Source organism: Veillonella sp. ZSJB6 (assembly GCF_051549505.1).
Taxonomy (GTDB): Bacteria; Bacillota; Negativicutes; order Veillonellales; family Veillonellaceae; genus Veillonella.
In genome coordinates this window covers 40368-57757 of the sequence record NZ_JBPUGE010000005.1, presented here as the reverse complement: position 1 = coordinate 57757, position 17390 = coordinate 40368, and the positions used below count along the sequence as shown (strand labels likewise).

At 39.2% G+C, this 17390-nt stretch carries 16 protein-coding genes; 13 read left to right on the top strand and 3 right to left on the bottom strand.

What is annotated here, in order from left to right; all coding sequences use genetic code 11:
• Positions 1–326: 326 nt before the first annotated feature.
• From ACSV5T_RS07200 to ACSV5T_RS07145, 12 genes are all read left to right on the top strand, one after another.
• On the top strand, positions 327–845 hold the full coding sequence (locus ACSV5T_RS07200; protein ID WP_295230882.1) for a MarR family winged helix-turn-helix transcriptional regulator: 519 nt from the start codon (positions 327–329) through the stop codon (positions 843–845).
• A 160-nt stretch (positions 846–1005) separates the two neighbouring features.
• Positions 1006–1404, top strand: a complete 399-nt coding sequence (locus ACSV5T_RS07195) for a hypothetical protein (protein ID WP_105089942.1) — start codon at positions 1006–1008, stop codon at positions 1402–1404.
• 88 nt (positions 1405–1492) lie between these two features.
• Complete coding sequence (locus ACSV5T_RS07190) at positions 1493–2263, top strand: carboxymuconolactone decarboxylase family protein (protein WP_295869663.1); 771 nt, start codon at positions 1493–1495, stop codon at positions 2261–2263.
• Positions 2264–2272: 9 nt separating this feature from the next.
• Positions 2273–2905: a site-2 protease family protein gene (locus ACSV5T_RS07185; RefSeq protein ID WP_295230887.1), complete on the top strand. Its 633-nt coding sequence runs from the start codon at positions 2273–2275 to the stop codon at positions 2903–2905.
• 245 nt (positions 2906–3150) lie between these two features.
• The gene (locus ACSV5T_RS07180; RefSeq protein WP_024047871.1) at positions 3151–3384 is read left to right on the top strand and encodes a (2Fe-2S)-binding protein; all 234 of its coding nucleotides are present in this window, start codon (positions 3151–3153) and stop codon (positions 3382–3384) included.
• Positions 3385–3600: 216 nt separating this feature from the next.
• Positions 3601–4749 (top strand): glycoside hydrolase family 3 N-terminal domain-containing protein, encoded by a 1149-nt coding sequence (locus tag ACSV5T_RS07175; RefSeq protein WP_438320652.1) that lies wholly within the window; start codon positions 3601–3603, stop codon positions 4747–4749.
• Between the two features lie 208 nt (positions 4750–4957).
• Positions 4958–5941, top strand: coding sequence for an Abi family protein (locus tag ACSV5T_RS07170; protein ID WP_295826137.1), 984 nt, complete (start codon positions 4958–4960; stop codon positions 5939–5941).
• Positions 5942–6050: 109 nt separating this feature from the next.
• Positions 6051–7202 carry a lactaldehyde reductase gene (gene fucO, locus ACSV5T_RS07165; protein WP_438320651.1) on the top strand — a complete coding sequence of 384 codons (1152 nt, stop codon included), beginning with the start codon at positions 6051–6053 and terminating at the stop codon, positions 7200–7202.
• 450 nt (positions 7203–7652) lie between these two features.
• The gene (locus ACSV5T_RS07160) at positions 7653–9203 is read left to right on the top strand and encodes a ClC family H(+)/Cl(-) exchange transporter (protein WP_438320650.1); all 1551 of its coding nucleotides are present in this window, start codon (positions 7653–7655) and stop codon (positions 9201–9203) included.
• 40 nt (positions 9204–9243) lie between these two features.
• Entirely contained in the window at positions 9244–10038 is a 795-nt protein-coding gene (locus ACSV5T_RS07155; protein WP_295781121.1) for a sulfite exporter TauE/SafE family protein, read from the top strand.
• A gap of 485 nt (positions 10039–10523) precedes the next feature.
• The gene (locus ACSV5T_RS07150; protein ID WP_316706848.1) at positions 10524–13346 is read left to right on the top strand and encodes an FAD-binding and (Fe-S)-binding domain-containing protein; all 2823 of its coding nucleotides are present in this window, start codon (positions 10524–10526) and stop codon (positions 13344–13346) included.
• A gap of 189 nt (positions 13347–13535) precedes the next feature.
• Positions 13536–14141 carry a tetratricopeptide repeat protein gene (locus ACSV5T_RS07145; protein ID WP_438320649.1) on the top strand — a complete coding sequence of 202 codons (606 nt, stop codon included), beginning with the start codon at positions 13536–13538 and terminating at the stop codon, positions 14139–14141.
• A gap of 432 nt (positions 14142–14573) precedes the next feature.
• Here the strand turns inward: ACSV5T_RS07145 and ACSV5T_RS07140 are convergent, their stop codons facing one another.
• Positions 14574–14951 (bottom strand): type II toxin-antitoxin system HicB family antitoxin, encoded by a 378-nt coding sequence (locus tag ACSV5T_RS07140; protein WP_005384984.1) that lies wholly within the window; start codon positions 14949–14951, stop codon positions 14574–14576.
• 9 nt (positions 14952–14960) lie between these two features.
• Complete coding sequence (locus ACSV5T_RS07135; protein WP_005384986.1) at positions 14961–15137, bottom strand: type II toxin-antitoxin system HicA family toxin; 177 nt, start codon at positions 15135–15137, stop codon at positions 14961–14963.
• Positions 15138–15384: 247 nt separating this feature from the next.
• Between ACSV5T_RS07135 and ACSV5T_RS07130 the strand changes: the two genes are divergently transcribed.
• A complete protein-coding gene (locus tag ACSV5T_RS07130) occupies positions 15385–16287 on the top strand; it encodes a DUF3829 domain-containing protein (protein ID WP_105089931.1) in 903 nt (300 codons plus the stop codon).
• Positions 16288–16460: 173 nt separating this feature from the next.
• Here ACSV5T_RS07130 and rarD read toward each other — a convergent pair whose 3' ends face one another.
• Positions 16461–17351: an EamA family transporter RarD gene (gene rarD / locus ACSV5T_RS07125; RefSeq protein WP_438320648.1), complete on the bottom strand. Its 891-nt coding sequence runs from the start codon at positions 17349–17351 to the stop codon at positions 16461–16463.
• Positions 17352–17390 lie beyond the last annotated feature (39 nt).

Below are 17390 nucleotides of genomic sequence, written 5' to 3'. Positions count from 1 at the left end.
GTAACCTCCTGTTAGATAGGGAATGTAATAGAAGAAATACAATTGTTATTTTCTTTATTATACTATAAGACTGAACTCTGATATTAAAACTATAAGACTTAAGTCTGATATAAAAAATTTTTATCAATTATTTGGTAGTCGTATGTCATAATTTTGCCCCATGAATTCTATAGAGCCACTAGTTTCTTTAATAAAAAAGAAAAAATATATTAAATAATTGACAAATTTAAAAATTTGTGGACAAAGTAGATTTTTTACGTTGACTGCTTGCTGTAGAATTGTGTACAATTAATTTGTAGATTATTGTGTGCATATGGAGGTAGAATATGGCAGAAATTGGCGTACTGGAAGGTTACAAACATAAAGAAGATGTACCTGATGCAGAGTACATGAAATTAGACAACCAATTGAGCTTCCCACTTTATGTAGTGGCGAAGGAAATTGTTAATGCATATCGCAGTCACTTAGATCCGTTAAATTTGACATATACTCAATACATTGTAATGATGGCATTGTGGCAATATGGTGATTTGTCCGTTAAAGAACTAGGTCAAGTATTGCGCCTTGATTCCGGTACATTAACACCACTTTTAAAGAAATTAGAAGCTAAAGCATTCTTAAAGCGTAAGCGTAGTCGTCAAGATGAACGTGTCGTTATGGTAACCCTTACTGATACTGGTAAAGCATTACGTGACGAAGCTGTTCATGTACCGCGCCGCTTGTCTGAATCTGCAGGTCCGATTTTCGATGTAGAAGAAACGCGTCAATTGCGCATGTTGCTTAACAAATTGTTAGACGCAATCGATAACGCTAATGCTAGAACAGCAGAGAAGCTTAAGCGCTAATGTAGTGTAATTTAGTAAGATCTCATATGCATCATTCTCTAATTTAATATATCTAATATTTTCATAAAATGTGATATACTATACATATAACGTATTGTACTGAGGTCATGTGAGAGTATGACCTGTTCGTGAGATGCCGTTAAGGCAAAAGGAGAGCATTATGAATAAAAATTTATTAGGCGCATTTGTATTAGCCGGTACATTATTAGTTGGTGGTGTTGCTAACGCAGCAAACTGGAATGGTTTAGCTAACTACCCAGAGGTTCCAAATAGTGCAAATGGTTCTGAAACATACTTCTTTGATAAAGCATCCCAATTCAGTGGTATTGATAGTAGCCGTAACTACGTATTCGGTATCAATGTAGTGAACATGCATAACAACCAATATGGTGAAGCTACATTGTTCAAATACATTGTTCACCCAAGCTTGCATACTGTATATCGTTTCTCTCCAGATGGTCAAGCGTACCAAATCACTCCTGGTTCTAATGAATACAACATGTTCTTGGCTGCTTGGAAAGAAGTATACGGCACTGATTTCTCTTTCCCAGCTTTATAATTTGATGGCGCAAGCCGTAATAATTACATAACTATTGCTGGTGAAAGCTCCTTTGAGCTTTCACCAGTGTTGTTTATGGAGGTTTCCTATGTCTAAATCTGAATTTGCTCAAGCCTACACGGAGCGAATGTTCCCTGATATTGCAGCCCCTGCAGGTTATATCGACCCTGAGTTTGAAGTATTGTTTGATAATTTTGCATTTGATGAAGTTATTACCGAAGAGGGTCGCAATGTGCCTGCCAAGGATCGTTTCTTGGCTATCCTTGCCACGCTTGTAGGTGTATCTGCTGTTGATGAATATGCGTTGATGTTACCGGCAGCACTTAACTTTGGCTTGATTCCCGATGAAGTAATAGAGCTCCTTTATCAAGCGGTACCTTATCTTGGCATCGGTCGTGTACGCCCATTCTTTAAGGTAACAAATAAGATTTTTGACTATCGTGGGGAAACTGTTGTGGATCCGTCTCGCAGTACAATCACTAGTGAATCTCGCCTTGAAAAGGGCGTTGAAAAGCAAGTTGAAATCTTTGGTGAGTCTATCCGTAATTCTTACCAAGAAGGTCCTGAAGAGACACGCCACATCAATAAGTGGCTTGCTAATATGTTTGGCGACTACTACACTCGTAAAGGTTTAAGTGTGGCTCATCGTGAAATGATTACCTTCTGCTTCTTGGCAGCTCAAGGTGGCTGTGAACCTCAGATGAAGGCTCACGTAGAAGGCAACTTGAACGTAGGCAACAGCAAACAATATTTGATTAACATCGCCTCCCAATGCGTACCGTACATCGGTTACCCTCGTACATTGAATGCCCTTCGTTGCATTCAAGATGGCTACACTGCATGGGAAGCTAAACAATAAAGGAGTTTTATGTTATTTTCTGGTATTAGTTTAACGATGATTTTGGCGTCCATACCAGCGCTTATCATCGCAGCTGCAGGACATGAATTTGCTCATGCTAAGGTAGCTGATATGCTCGGCGATTCTACGCCACGCTCTATGGGGCGATTGACATTGAATCCCGTGGCACATCTCGATCTAATTGGCTCTATAGCCTTCCTTATCGGTGGCTTTGGATGGGCTAAGCCCGTAATGATTGATCCATCTAATTTCCGCGATCCTCGTACAGATTCAACTTTAGTATCTATTGCGGGGCCGGCATCTAATGTGTTGATGGCCTTTTTAGGCTACTTAGCTCTTCGTTTTCTTGAAAGCTATGGCTTGTTGACGAATGAATCATTAGAATTAATACTGACACTGATTGTTGTATATAATATTAACTTTGCCATTCTTAATATGATGCCAATACCACCATTGGATGGCAGTCGTATTATTACAAGCTTATTACCTGGTAATTGGCAATTTACATTAGAACGTTTAAGCTTTGTAAGCTTGATTTTGCTGATCTTGGTACTTAATACACCAATTGCTAGTAAGATTTTCATTCCATTACAACAAACTATTTTGCAATTGTTTGAGCGTATCGTAAACGTTATTTTGTAAGCGTTATATGGTAAGGACTTTAGTTCATCTTCCTCACTATATTAAAAAGTATCGATATAATTCGATAAGTATGATATACTAAGTATAGAAATCGTAAATTTTCGATATATTGGTGTTTCAGGTATCGCTAGACACGATTGATATAGCAGTTTTATCTACTATTTTGATATGTCTATGGATACATCAAATTGAAACTTTCAATTAATACAGATATAGATATTCAAGTGAATAGAAGAGGAATACATATGGATTTTGAAGAAAACCAAGTACCAGAGGCGATTCTGGACAAGCTTACAAAGGTGTGTACATGCCGTAGCATTACACGTAAAACGATTAAGGAAGCCATTTTGAATGGCGCTCACACATTTCCTGAGGTAAAAGAAGCAACACGTGCCGGCACAGGCGCTTGCGGTGGTAAAGGCTGTGGCCCTCGCATCGTTAAGCTCTTAGCAGAAATGAAAGAGCAAGGTAAAATTTAAAACTAAGTAAAATTTAAGATTAAGCAACAGTTAAGCGTAAGTTTGACCTTAATTCATATAAAGACTATTACTTCAAACCAATACGGTATATATTCGTAGGTTTTGGGTAATAGTCTTTTTTGCGCTAACGATTCACGAGATGTATTGGCGTTTTGGGGTTGTCTTTATTATTTGATATACTATACATAATACTTTTTAGAGATTTTGGAGGTATATATGTTTCGACGTATCGTAGCAGCTACGATGATCGGCGCGTTGGCGCTCACAACGGGTTGCGGTTTACATAATCCATTTACTTCTAAGGCGGAGCCTGTCACCTATGAATCTGTGGCTCAGAGCGAGCTTTCACCAGAGCAAAAGGTGGATAAATTAGTGGCTAATATGTCTGATGCAGACAAGGTGGGCCAATTGTTGATGATTGGCATCCACGGCAAGACATTGAATGATGATGCTAAGTTTATGATCAATGAGTACCGCGTGGGCGGCATTATCTTGTTTGACCGTAATATGGAGTCCAAAGATCAAGTGAAGTCGCTCATTGCGGATATTAATAAAACTGGTAAAAGCGCGGGTTTAACGCCATTATTCATCGGTATCGACCAAGAGGGCGGTGCCGTAGCGCGCATGGAGGACCAGCTCATCAAGGTTCCTCCTGCTGAAGAGTTAGGCAAGGAGCCTATTGAGCAGGCGGTATCCTTGGCCAAACAGTCTGGTACGGAACTTAAAGATCTGGGATTCAACATTAACTTTGCTCCTGTGGCAGACTTGGGCTTAACCTATGGCCGTTCCTTTAGTACGAACCCTGATGAGGTCGTACGCTATGCCAGTGCAGTAGGCAAGGCCTATGATGAAGCGGGCTTGTGGTATTCTTACAAACACTTCCCAGGTATTGGTAAAACGGATGTCGATTTACATGCTGATACCAGTGTTGTGCCAGTGTCTAAAGAGACATTGTTGAATGAAGATACAAAGGTATTTGTAGACCTCATTAAACAGTCTAAACCGAATACATATGCAATTATGGTGTCTCATGCGATGTATCCTCAAATCGATCCAGACCATCCATCTAGTCTATCTAAAGCTATCATTACAGATTGGTTGCGCAAGGATATGGGATATAACGGCGTTGTCGTAACGGATGATATGGATATGGGCGCTCTTGCTAAACACTACACCTTCGGCGATATGGCGGTTCAATCTATTTTGGCTGGCAGTGATATCTTGCTTGTATGCCACGAGTACGAACACATGCAAGAGGCGTACAATGGCCTTATGAAAGCTGTAAAAGACGGCCAAATCTCCAAAGAACGACTCGATGAATCTGTGAAACGAATCTTGCTTATGAAGATAACTAAAATTTCTTAGACTATTTGTTTTTGTTGGCAGGAATTAATTAATCATATAACGAATATAGAAAGTGGAAGTACTATTCATTGAAATCGAATCTGAGTTGACACTCAAGGGAGAACTTTGTTATAGTTATTACACAGAGAAACTGTGCGAAGCTTACGGGCAACGTACAACGCTCGTCGACTCAAGGGTCGGCGAGCTTTTTTGTTTGTAGGAGGGACTTATGTCTAAGCCGTTTAAGTCTTTAGATTCCCTATTACGCTTGATGAGAAAACGAAATATTACAATTGGAAAGGGGAGCGAAGGTAGTAGAGTTAAAAGAATTTTAGCGAGAGATAACTATTATGCAGTAATTAATGGATATAAAGACATTTTTTTAGATAATAATGCAACATTAAATAGTGGTGATGACTATTATGTAACTGGGACAACATTCTTTCAAATATATGGATTATATTGTTTTGATCGTAATTTGCGAATTATTTTATTAAAAGCTCTATTGCAAGCTGAACAAAATATTTGTACTAAAGTATCTTATCGTTTTTCGGAGGTATATACATCTGAATTTAGTCATTTGAATGTAAATAATTTTTCTAAAACAAACTTACCAAAAGCGACGGAATTAGTCTCTAAATTATCTAATGCTACACAACGTAATGCGAGACATACGATGTTTTCTCATTATTTAACAACACATCAAGATTTACCATTATGGGTATTGGTAACAAAACTTACATTCGGTGAAATTACTAATTTTTATAAATTAATTACACCTAATATACAAGAGAGAATATTAAAAGATATACATAAGGAATATACTGGTGAGTATAAGGTATCTATTACTGATCCAACATCTACTTTGATACCTGTTTTTAGTGAAATACTAGATGTTCTTGTGGGTTATAGAAATGTATGTGCGCATGGAGACAGACTTTATAACCATAGAATTATAGGTCCAAAGAAAACTATTAAAAAATTAACATATTATTTTGTACAAACTCCAAAAGGCAGTGAATCTTCAGTATATGGAGTGTTAATATCTTTAAGATTACTATTGCCTAGAATATCGTACAAGTGTATTATTGATGAGGTAATTAATGAATTAATACTTTTAAGTGAATCGTTACCTGTTATACAGTTTAATCAGGTCCTAGCCAGAATGGAGTTAACACTTCAATGGAAACAAACCTTAGAATTATTACAATGATTATATAGTGTATACATAACACAGCTTCAAGGATTTTTATAAACCGATAGAGAATTACTTAGTATAGTTATTCTCAATCGGTTTATTTTTTTGCTAGGAGTGATTGTATATGGCTCGGAGAATTATGTTGAACGGTACGTCCTATTTTGGACAAGGGGCGATTCAGGAGATTGTGAACGAAATTAAGAATCGCCATTTTAAAAAGGTTCTTGTTACATCGACACCTGATTTATTTGAGTTTAAGGTAGCTACAAAGATAACAGATCTACTTGATGCGGCAGGCATTGCTTACGATGTATATGATAATATTAAGCCGAATCCAACCATTGAAAACGTAACATCTGGTGTGGCTGCTTGTAAGGCGGCAGGCGCTGAAGCTATCGTTGCTGTAGGCGGTGGCAGTGCTATTGATACAAGTAAAGCTATTGCTACGATTATTACAAATCCTGAGTTCAGTGATGTGCGTAGCCTTGAAGGTTTGGCACCTACAAAACATCCATGCTTGCCGATTATAGCTGTGTCTACCACATCTGGTACGGCTGCAGAGGTTACGATTAACTACGTTATTACAGACGTTGAAAAGAATCGTAAATTCGTATGTGTTGACCCTCATGACATCCCAATCGTAGCCATCGTGGATCCTGATATGTCCGCATCGATGCCAACTGGTCTTTGCGCATCTACCGGTATGGATGCCCTCGTTCATGCCGTAGAAGGTTACATTACTAAAGGTGCATGGGAACTTACGGATATGCTTCATTTGAAAGCCATTGAAATCATTGGTCGTTCCTTACGTAGCGCCGTAGCTGGTGACTTCGCAGGTCGTGAAGCTATGTCCCTTGGTCAATATATTGCAGGTATGGGCTTCTCCAACGTAGGCCTTGGTATTGTTCACTCCATGGCACATCCATTGAGTGCTGTATACGATATCCCGCATGGTAAAGCGTGTGCCATGCTGTTAACAGCAGTATTGAAATTCAACGCCCCTGCAACAGGTGAAAAATATCGTGAAATTGCTCGCGTTATGGGCGTTCCTGATGTAGACGGCATGGATCAAGAAACATATCGTCAAGCTGCTATCGATGTGATCCAAAAACTAGCTGATGATGTAGGCATTCCTAAATCCCTTAGCGAAGCTGGCGTGAAACGTGAAGATATCCCATTCCTCGCTGAATCTGCTTTCAACGATGCATGTACACCTGGTAACCCAAGAGATGCATCTATGGAAGAAATCATCGGTATCTATGAATCCATATTCTAAGGAATTTTAGAATTTGATAGCATATAGTGTTTTATGATGTATAGGATTTAATACTATAATATGGTATCAATATTTAACTAGTCTAAATATTTTGCTAGTCTAAATAATCTAATAGTCTAAATGATGCCTAGCTCTAGCCCTAAGAACTTTACATCTTTAGAATCTTTACATATTTCAGATGCCTCCGAATATGTAAAGAAAATACATTTACACACTTGCTTAACAAAACTAGCCATCTCATGTTAGAGGTGGCTAGCTTTGCGTTTGAAGAGATATCTGTTTTGTGACTCGGATTTTATCTCCAGTTTAGTGAGATTGCTGTTTGATACGTAATCCTTTCTTGAAAATGGTGGTTTACATAAGTATACTAAGGATATGAATACATAGTTCGGTTGTATATATATATTATTAGATAATACGTCAGATTTGGTCATTGCTAAGGAGGATGTTATGAAGCTATGGAAATTTAATAAGCGCAGTTCTACCTTAGCAGATATGTCCATGAATCGTATGCTGTTGACGGAGCTCATTGCAAAGGGGGCTCTTGTAGGTGTGATTGCAGGCTTTTGTGGTGCTACCTATCGCTATTTGATCCTTGAGTCAGAGCATATTCGTTGGCATTTGATGGATGGTATTACCCTGGAATGGGCCATAGGATGGCTTGTGATGATGGTCATCTTTGCCTTTATCGTAGATCGATTGCTCGCATGGGCTCCATTATCTGGGGGCTCTGGCATTCCTCAAATTGAAGGGGAAATGCTGGGACTCTTTGATATGAAGCCGTATCGGACGCTGGCTTCCAAGATGATTGGTGGCGTGTTGACTGGTTTTGCCGGCTTTTCTGTAGGTCGTGAAGGCCCAGCCGTACAAATTGGTGGCTCTGCCGGCAAGATTGTGTCCTATTGGATGAATTCAGGACTGCGTGAGCAGCGCATATTAACCTCTGCTGGTGCAGGGGCAGGTTTAACTGCTGCCTTTAGTGCACCTGTATCGGGGGCGATGTTCGTCTTTGAAGAGGTCCATAAAAGCTTTTATCCCTACCTCGTTGTACCTACTTTTGTAGCTACCTTGATTTCTAACTACATTACGGTTAGTATCTTCGGTCTCGAACCAGCCCTTGGCTTTTCGGTGACTTCAGGGGTTCCTCTTGAGTACTTCCCAGTCCTTCTTATGGTTGGCGTTATCATGGGTCTCTGTGGGGTGTTCTTCTGTCGCATGATCTTTGCATTTAAGAAGTTCTTTGAATGGCTTAAATGCTCTCGGTTCTTGAAATTGGCTCTTACCTTTGTAACTGTGGCCGTCATCGGCTATGATTCGCAACTCCTCTTGGGCGGTGGCAATGATCTTGTGGGGCAGTTAGCCTTTCAATCTCATGGTATATTGCTCTTAGGGGGCATCGTATTAGGCAAGATTTTGCTTACTACCTTCTGCTATGGCAGTGGTGCGCAAGGCGGTATATTCTTGCCCATGCTCGTTATAGGGGCTTCGGCAGGTGCCTTTTGTGAAAGTTTACTTTCATCAGTGGGTATCATCGCTCCTGATTTTGTACCGCAATTCGTTATTTGCGCCATGGGCGGCATGTTAGCGGCGGCTATGCGAACACCAATTTTGGCGATTTTGCTCGTTCTTGAAATGACGAATAGTTTCTCCAATATTTACGCCATCGGTATCGTTACACTGGTGGCCTACCTTGTGGCAGAGTTGTTAAAAGAACCGCCTATTTACGATTCTTTATTACAAGCCATGAGTGGTCAAAACAATTTAGAGTCTGTACAAACTTTCTTCCAAACGAAGGTACCTGTAGTAGCGAATTATACAGATGTACAATTACAAGACTTGGCCTTGCCAGATGGGACACTCATCGTAAGTATTCGTCGCAATGGAACATACATTGTGCCGTTAGGGGATGTAAAACTTGAACCAGGTGACGAACTACAAGTCTCTTGTGAACGAGGACGATTAAAAGCAGCGAAAGAATTTTTCCAATCGAATCAGATATAGCAAAGAGCTTTTTCCAATCTAAGTAAAGGGAGGCCCCATTATGTTGGATAATATTATAGTATTTTATATCTTCTTTACCATAGTTGGCTTTTTAGCCGCTATGCTAGGCACTATCATCGGTGCTGGTGGAGGGCTTGTATTTGTGCCTCTCTTTATGTATTGGTTCCCTGAGTGGTCTCCATCCATGATTGTAGGGACATCGCTATTTTCTGTTATGTGTAATGCGATTTCTGGATCCATTGCCTATATTAAACAGAAAAAAGTACTCATCAGCGCAGCTATTGTATTTAGTTTAGCAACCCTTCCAGGCGCCATTTTAGGGGCCCAAATGTCTGGTTGGTTTTCTGGTAAAGGCTTTATGTTTGCCTTTGGGTGCTTTATGCTCTGTGCTTCTGGATTGATTGGGTTTAAGAATTTCCGCAAAGGGGAGCGGAAGGAAGAAAGCCTTACCCTTGATCAGCTAACCTATAGTAAGCCTATCGGTATTGGTATTAGCTTCTTTGTAGGTTTTATTTCCAGTATCTTTGGTATCGGCGGTGGCCTCATCCATGTACCTGCCTTGATTTATCTTATGGGGTTCCCAACCCATATGGCTACGGCTACGAGCCAATCTATCCTTGCTGTATCTACAACGATAGGTGTTATAACACATTTAATCGAAAATCATATCGTCTTTAGTATCGCTATCCCTACTAGTATTGGTGCTATCTTTGGTGCTCAAGCAGGGGCGCGCATTGCTAAACGTTTGAAAGCAAAATCCATCCTTGCCCTTATGAGTGTTGCCGTCTTTGCGTTGGCAGTACGTCTTATTCTTAAATCTGGTATTCTTGGATAATATAAGCCCTCTAGTGGTTACTCGACAGAGTTACATCACTAGAGGGCTTTTTATGTGTTAGAAAATATTTAATAGGGAGTAACTAAAAGGGTATGATTAAAAGTCATACTTAAATGTAAATGAGAATGGAAAAATAGGGATAAATAAAATATACCGATTTTATGCATAATTTTTGCAAACTATTTCCTATAGAATTATATGCAGTGCAACTCACGTTTTAAGGGATGTTTAGCATTAGTTTGTTGTAGCATTATGAATTAGCTAGATAAATAAAATATTTTTATTTTAACATGTGAAGAAATGAGTATATGATAATGCTATTGAGATGCACTTTCAAGTAAAGAAATAAAAACACAGTGCATATCGAGAATTGTTAGGAGACATATAATTTATGCATAATTATAGTAGTGAGAATGAGAACGGCGTATACTAATTATATGACAATATAAGACGAATTCCTTAAGAGAGGATAGGAGGAAATATAAGTGAGTACGCTTACTAGAGATTATGAACGTTTTGCCAAGGAGGCAAAAGAGATTTGTAAAGATCGTGTATATACCGATCATTTACGTCGTTATGCATATGGTGTTGACGCGTCCTGCTATAGCTATTTACCAAAGGTTGTTGTAAAGGCTGAAGATGAACGCGAAGTAAGACGCCTTATTCGTTTGTGCCAACAATGTGGTACACCATTTACATTCCGTGCAGCTGGTTCTTCTTTGTCTGGTCAATGTTCCAGTGAAGATGTGCTCATCGTATGTAATGATGGCTTCAAAAAAATGGAAGTTATCGACGATGGCAAGGCTTTAAAATGCGAATGTGGTGTTATCGGTTCTGATGCCAACGATTTGTTGAAACCATACAACCGCAAAATCGGTCCAGATCCTGCTACTCTTGCAACAGCATTAGTAGGCGGTATTTTGAACAATAACTCCTCTGGTATGTGCTGTGGTACGGCTCAAAACTCTTATAAAACAATCCGTTCCATCCGCGTTGTATTACTAGATGGTACTGTTCTTGATACATCCGATAAAAAATCCATTGAACAATTCCTTCGTGAAAAACCTCAAATGGTAGAAGAAATCTTGCAATTGCGCAAAGAAATCTTAGCCGACGAAGAATTGACTCATTTGATTCATCACAAATACAAAATCAAAAATACTACAGGCTATGGCTTGAACTCCCTTGTTGATTTCGAAGACATCATCGACATCATCAATCACTTGTTTATCGGTTCTGAAGGTACATTGGGCTTCGTATCTGAAATCGTGTACAACACTGTTGAAGACGTACCTCATAAAGGTTGCGGTCTCATGTTCTTCAAAACATTGAACGATGCATCCTTGGCCGTTGTGGCCTTGGCTAATATGGGCCGCGATAAGGTTGTAGCTGCAGAAATGATGGACTATCAATCCTTGAAAGCCGTTCAAACTCTTGAAAATGTACCAGACTTCGTTCGTGAAGTGCCAGAAGGTACAAGCGCTATCTTGTTCCAAACTGAAAGCTACTCCAAAGAAACTGTAGATGAAAATTTAGCTTTCATTAAAGATAAATTGAAAGACATCCCAACAGCTATCCCAAGTCTTTATTCTCAAGATCCTAAGGAATACGATTCTTGGTGGGCTATCCGTAAAGGTATCTTGCCAATCGTTGGTGGTCAACGTAGAAAAGGTACTACTGTTATCACAGAAGACGTTTGCTTCCAAATCGAAGACTTCACTAAAGGCATTGAAATGCTTACTGAATTATTCCACAAATACGATTTCGTAGACGGTGGCGTAATCTTCGGTCATGCTTTGTCTGGTAACGTTCACTTTAACATTACACCTGACTTCAGCGACCCTAAAGATACTAAGAACTTCGGCGACTTGGTAAAAGAAATGTCTGAACGCGTATCTGGTTTCGGTGGTTCTTTGAAAGCCGAACATGGTACAGGCCGCATGGTAGCACCATTCGTTGAAATGGAATGGGGCAAAAAAGCGTACGAAATTAACCGTCGCATCAAAGCCATCTTTGACCCTGAACGCATCTTGAACCCTGATGTTATGATTACTGATGACCCAGATGTGTACAAGAAAAATCTTAAAGCTCAATGCGTTATCGATGATGCTTTCACAATCTGTATGGAATGCGGTTTCTGTGAAAAACATTGTCCAAGCCGTAACTTAACATTGACTCCACGTCAACGTATCGCATTGTTGCGTGAAACTAAACGCCTTGAAAACGAAGGCAACTTCACATTGGCATCTGAACTTAGAAAAGGTTACGAATACTTCGGCGTAGATACTTGTGCTGCTTGCTCTATGTGTAAAGGTCTTTGCCCACTCAGCATCGATACTGCTCAAATCGCATTGTCCATGCGCCGCATCGATCCACCTGCACCAGAATTGGCTAAGAAAATCTACGATAACTTCTCCACAACACTTCAAATGTGCCGTGCTGGTGTAAGTCTTGAAGGCATTGCAGGCTCTATCATTACACAAAAAGCGATTTCTAAGATTACTGAAGGCTTACATGGCGTAACAGGTGTTACACCATATGTACCTAAAACAACTCCTAAGGCTAATCGCTATAAATTGAAAAACCGCATTAAACCTACTAACTTTGAAAAGGTTGTATACTTCAGTACTTGTGCGAACCGCGCATTCAAACCAAACCAAGGTTATGACGATGATCGCAGCTTACAACAAGTTGTAGAAAGCCTCTGCAACAAGGCTCATATCGATATTATTTATCCTCAACATATCGAAAACCTCTGCTGTGGTTTGAGCTTTGAAAACTACGATGACGTTCACGAACGTGCTGTTAAGGACTTGCACGATGCATTGATGAAAGCATCTCAAAATGGTAAATATCCAATTGTGATTGACCATAGTGCATGCTTTAACCATGCGTTCAAACACATGCCAGACTTAGAAATCAACGATATTTCTGAATTCTTGTGCAAATACGTAGTACCTCATCTCGATATTGAAAAATGCGATGAACGCGTAATCGTACACAAACAATGTAAGATTAAATCTTTGAATAAATCCCAATACATTGAAGACTTGGCTCGTCTATGTACAGACCATGTATTCAACATTAAATCCTTCGCATGCGACGGCTTTGCTGGTCAAAAAGGTTTCTTCACACCAGAACTTAACAAAGCTGCTACAAAAGACCTTGCTGGTGAAATTGCTGAATACGGCGCAACACTAGGCGTAAGCTCCAGTTCCACATGTGAAATTGGCCTTGGTGAAAGCGGTGGAATCCCATTCGTAGGCGTTGCATTCCTATTAGACCGTTGCTCTAAAGCAAAAAAATAAGATTTATAACATTACCTACCATATAACGAAAAAGGACGAGTTGCGGCTCGTCCTTTTTTGTATATAGTTTTGGTATAATTGTAATGTATTTAATAAATTATAAGTTACTACTACATATTGTCATCATATTAAATAATGAATATATACGACATAATGTGGTTGTATATATAGATAATATAGAGGTATGGTATGAAATATATTCTATTATGTATATGTTTGCTTAGCCTATTAGGTTGTGGCACGGACACTAAGACTCAGGAAAACACTAAACCTACAACAGCTAATGAACAAGCTAAAACAGATCAAGGCCAAGATGCTCATGTAATGGCAGCTAAGCAGGCTCTATCCTCTGGCGATTATGCTAAAACCATCGAGGAAGCATCAGCTTCTATTAAGGATAATCCTAATAATGCAGAGGCGTACTCCATCCGTGGCTTCGCTACGGCGTTAAATGGTGATACCGCTAAAGGTTTAGTAGATACTAAAAAATCATATGATTTAGATCCTAATAATGTAGCGAATTACTACAACATGGCCATGGTGTACAAATTACAAGGCCAATTAAATGAGTCTAAACAATGGTTTGAAAAGGTATTAGAAAAGGACCCTCGTAACACCTGGTCTGTGTACGGTATTGCTACCATTTATGCAGACCAAGGGGATGATACGAAGGCCCTTGATTGGCTTGAAAAAGCGATTACAATTGATCCATCTGTGAAAGCCGTAGCTGCTGAACAAGACCATTTCGAACGCTTTCACAATAATGCGCGATTTAAAACATTAGTAGGATTATAGGTATGGCTGTGAAACAGATGATTCGCCTTATTATAAAGGCGATAGGATTTATATATTGGTTTGTTTTTCTATACCTTGGTGGTCTAATGGTCGTAGACTGGTCAGGGTTTATGTCCCAACATAATATAGAAACACCTCTATTCCTTACATACTTAGTATTTGTAGGATGTTTTGTAACACCGTATATTATGCTGTACTGGAAAAAGCTAAATCCTAATGTGAAAGTTCCATTTTTTGTGCGTCATCTCTCCGAATTTATGGCGCGATTAGAAGATTGCCATAGCATATGGTTTGATGTGCTATATGTACTAAAATTATTGCTCTATTTCGTAACAATCCTGTGGATGCTTTGTATCATATTACTCACCTTAGCAGTTATTGCGTGGACAATAGTCCTAATTTTGCTGAGCAATTGATGATGTAAATTTATATTTACATTGTTTTTTCTACTAATGCTTCTTGTAAAAGTTGAGAAAAATTAATTCCTTTAGCTAGCGCTCGATCATTTAGCCAGGCAGGAATTGTTAAGGTTTTCTTTACGGATTTACTATTTTTAGCTAAATCAATATCTGTTTGCACTAATGTAGGATACGTTGTATCCGTACAAGGTAAGTTGCGAATAGATGTAGGTGTAGGTAAGCTTTCTCCATCTTCTAAAGCTCCTAAAATATACAATTCCATAGCCTCTTGCGCATTAGTTACGAGCTCTGTTAGCGTTGAGCCAGTACTGCTAGTATATTCTAAGTCTGGAAACTCAGCCCAGAAACCATCAGCATCATCATGGATTATAGCAGGGTATATAAATTTCATAGATCCTCCTCATTTTAGTCCTGTACGTTTTAAAATTGCATTTAATAAGCCGACAGGTACATCTTTTCCATGTACGGCAATCACTTCAACTTGATTATCCTTTTTCAAACGATGATGACTGCCGCGTTGCCGTACATCCTTCCAGCCGTTTTTGAGTAGCAGTTTTAGTAGATCTTTATCTTTCATATGCTCTCCTTTTATGGTAACACGTGTACACGTATAATACAATTGTTAGGAGTTATATATTCTTATTTATAGTCTAACCGTATATAACAGAAAACAGGGGTGACCATTGGTCACCTCTGACTCTATTAGTCACTTGACAAACTAGATGTATGCGTTGCGTGCATTAATTCTATTTATATAAATTATATTAGTATATAATTAAGGTATATAAATTGGGTTGTATATTGATGAAAGGAGAGAATTCATCATGAAACCATTGGGTAAACGGATTGCAATGGCTGTGTTGTGTGCGGCTACATTGACATCCCCCTTATTGTTGAGCGGTTGTAGTATGTCAGAATTATGGCAGGGCACTGAACAGAGTCGCAAGGAAATTGCACAGCGGTCTGAGCAGGATCAGGTGCAGTTATTTAATCAATATGTAAAAGCCATAAGCCGATTTAATCGCATGGCTGTAATGTTTGATTATGCAAATAGGCCAACTCTTAATGAGTTAAAAGCGGGGCAGCATTTAACTGTATTTAATGCACCAAACTTTAAACAGCTACAAAAAGAATTAGAAGAGGCTAAGCAAGCAGGTGTTCCTTATGATGAAATGAAAGAGCCTTTAGATAAGCTACTTTCAAAATTGAACGAAATAACACCGGTTGCGGAAGAGCTCGATGCATACTATAAATCTAAAGGGTATACTACAGATAACTATGCTAAGGAGCAACAATTAGGTCCTAAATATGTTCAGTTATACGAACAATTTATTCCTATTTATGCTGACTTTGATAATTTAATGCATAAGATTAACACGGACCGATTGCAACAACGGTTACAACAATTGCGCGATGCAGGTAAGAAAAATGCAGCCGCTGCACAAGAGGTTTCTTTGCGACTTACTGCAGTCTTAGAAAAGCTAGATAGTGAAAAAGAACCAGATGTAAATGCGATCAATCAAGAGCTACAAGCTATTGGTGATTTAGCAAATGGGATTTCTAGCCCTAAGTATGACCCTGTTAAGACCTCTGTAAACTCTACGATTGGTGCGATCCGTACCTATATGGGATCCAAACAAGATAACGATTATAAACATATGGTTGAGGCCTATAACCGTTACATTTCCAATATGAATACCACCAATATGAATGAATTGGATCAATAAGCAAGCTAGAAGAATAGTGTGATAAATTAATAGGCATATATAAGATATAAAAAGAAAGCTGTATCGAATGAGAATATCATTTGATACAGCTTTTATGGGTTTATAGGCTAGATATAGTTGCTAAAATCTCTTGTGAGATTGAATGCGGATAGTATACGCGCTCTTGTACTTAACTACATTTTTCTAATGGTTGTAATTTGATTTGACAATGAGAACAACACTAAGGCTATCCAGATACAACCGAAGGCAATCATCTGTGGTGTGCCAAAGTTTTCACCAAAGTAGAAAATAGCTAGCAACAAGGCAATGGTAGGGGAGACATATTGCAGGAATCCTAGTAGGTTGAGCGGCAATAGTTGGGCGCCATAGGAGAATAGCACCAATGGAACCGATGTTGTTAGACCGCAGGCTATGAGTAGCATGGACGTATACCAGTCTGTGCTGAAATAGGACCACACTGTATTATCGACCATGGTCGTATATAGTAAGGCTAGTGGTGTTAATAGCCAAGCCTCAAAGGCGATGCTCGTAAAGGGCGAGATGAGCAGTTTCTTTTTTACGACCCCATAGAGGCCAAAGGAAACGGCAAGGATCATCGACACTAACGGCAAGGATCCCACTTGATAGGTGAGCAAGGCGATACCGATGGTAGCGATGAGGACGCTTAGCTTTTTCGGTACAGATAGGACCTCTTTAAATAGGATGACACCTAACACTACATTAAAGAGTGGGTTGATATAATAGCCAAGGCTCGTGTCCATAACTTGATTGTTGGCGATGGCCCAAATATAGGTAAACCAATTTACGCTGATGATAACTGATGCTACCAACAGTAGCAATAGTTGTGAACGCTGTTCTTTTAGTAATTGAAAGTCCTTTTTGAACTGTTTAAAATGTAGACCAAATACGACGATGGCCATGCAGATGCCTGACCAGATAATGCGCTGCGCCAGTATATTATATGGTGTAACATGGTTTAATAATGCCCAATAGAGAGGGAGTAAGCCCCAGATGATATAGCAACTAAGGGCTGTCATTAGACCTTTTTTACTTGTGTGCTCCATAATGCCTCCTTGTGATTGTATTCATTATATCACGCATTG

Bases quoted from the DNA above. Each gene is read 5' to 3' on its own strand.
- ACSV5T_RS07200 (WP_295230882.1), top strand. From the start codon at position 327: ATGGCAGAAATTGGCGTACTGGAAGGTTACAAACATAAAGAAGATGTA.
- ACSV5T_RS07195 (WP_105089942.1), top strand. From the start codon at position 1,006: ATGAATAAAAATTTATTAGGCGCATTTGTATTAGCCGGTACATTATTA.
- ACSV5T_RS07190 (WP_295869663.1), top strand. From the start codon at position 1,493: ATGTCTAAATCTGAATTTGCTCAAGCCTACACGGAGCGAATGTTCCCT.
- ACSV5T_RS07185 (WP_295230887.1), top strand. From the start codon at position 2,273: ATGTTATTTTCTGGTATTAGTTTAACGATGATTTTGGCGTCCATACCA.
- ACSV5T_RS07180 (WP_024047871.1), top strand. From the start codon at position 3,151: ATGGATTTTGAAGAAAACCAAGTACCAGAGGCGATTCTGGACAAGCTT.
- ACSV5T_RS07175 (WP_438320652.1), top strand. From the start codon at position 3,601: ATGTTTCGACGTATCGTAGCAGCTACGATGATCGGCGCGTTGGCGCTC.
- ACSV5T_RS07170 (WP_295826137.1), top strand. From the start codon at position 4,958: ATGTCTAAGCCGTTTAAGTCTTTAGATTCCCTATTACGCTTGATGAGA.
- fucO (WP_438320651.1), top strand. From the start codon at position 6,051: ATGGCTCGGAGAATTATGTTGAACGGTACGTCCTATTTTGGACAAGGG.
- ACSV5T_RS07160 (WP_438320650.1), top strand. From the start codon at position 7,653: ATGAAGCTATGGAAATTTAATAAGCGCAGTTCTACCTTAGCAGATATG.
- ACSV5T_RS07155 (WP_295781121.1), top strand. From the start codon at position 9,244: ATGTTGGATAATATTATAGTATTTTATATCTTCTTTACCATAGTTGGC.
- ACSV5T_RS07145 (WP_438320649.1), top strand. From the start codon at position 13,536: ATGAAATATATTCTATTATGTATATGTTTGCTTAGCCTATTAGGTTGT.
- ACSV5T_RS07140 (WP_005384984.1), bottom strand. From the start codon at position 14,951: ATGAAATTTATATACCCTGCTATAATCCATGATGATGCTGATGGTTTC.
- ACSV5T_RS07135 (WP_005384986.1), bottom strand. From the start codon at position 15,137: ATGAAAGATAAAGATCTACTAAAACTGCTACTCAAAAACGGCTGGAAG.
- ACSV5T_RS07130 (WP_105089931.1), top strand. From the start codon at position 15,385: ATGAAACCATTGGGTAAACGGATTGCAATGGCTGTGTTGTGTGCGGCT.
- rarD (WP_438320648.1), bottom strand. From the start codon at position 17,351: ATGGAGCACACAAGTAAAAAAGGTCTAATGACAGCCCTTAGTTGCTAT.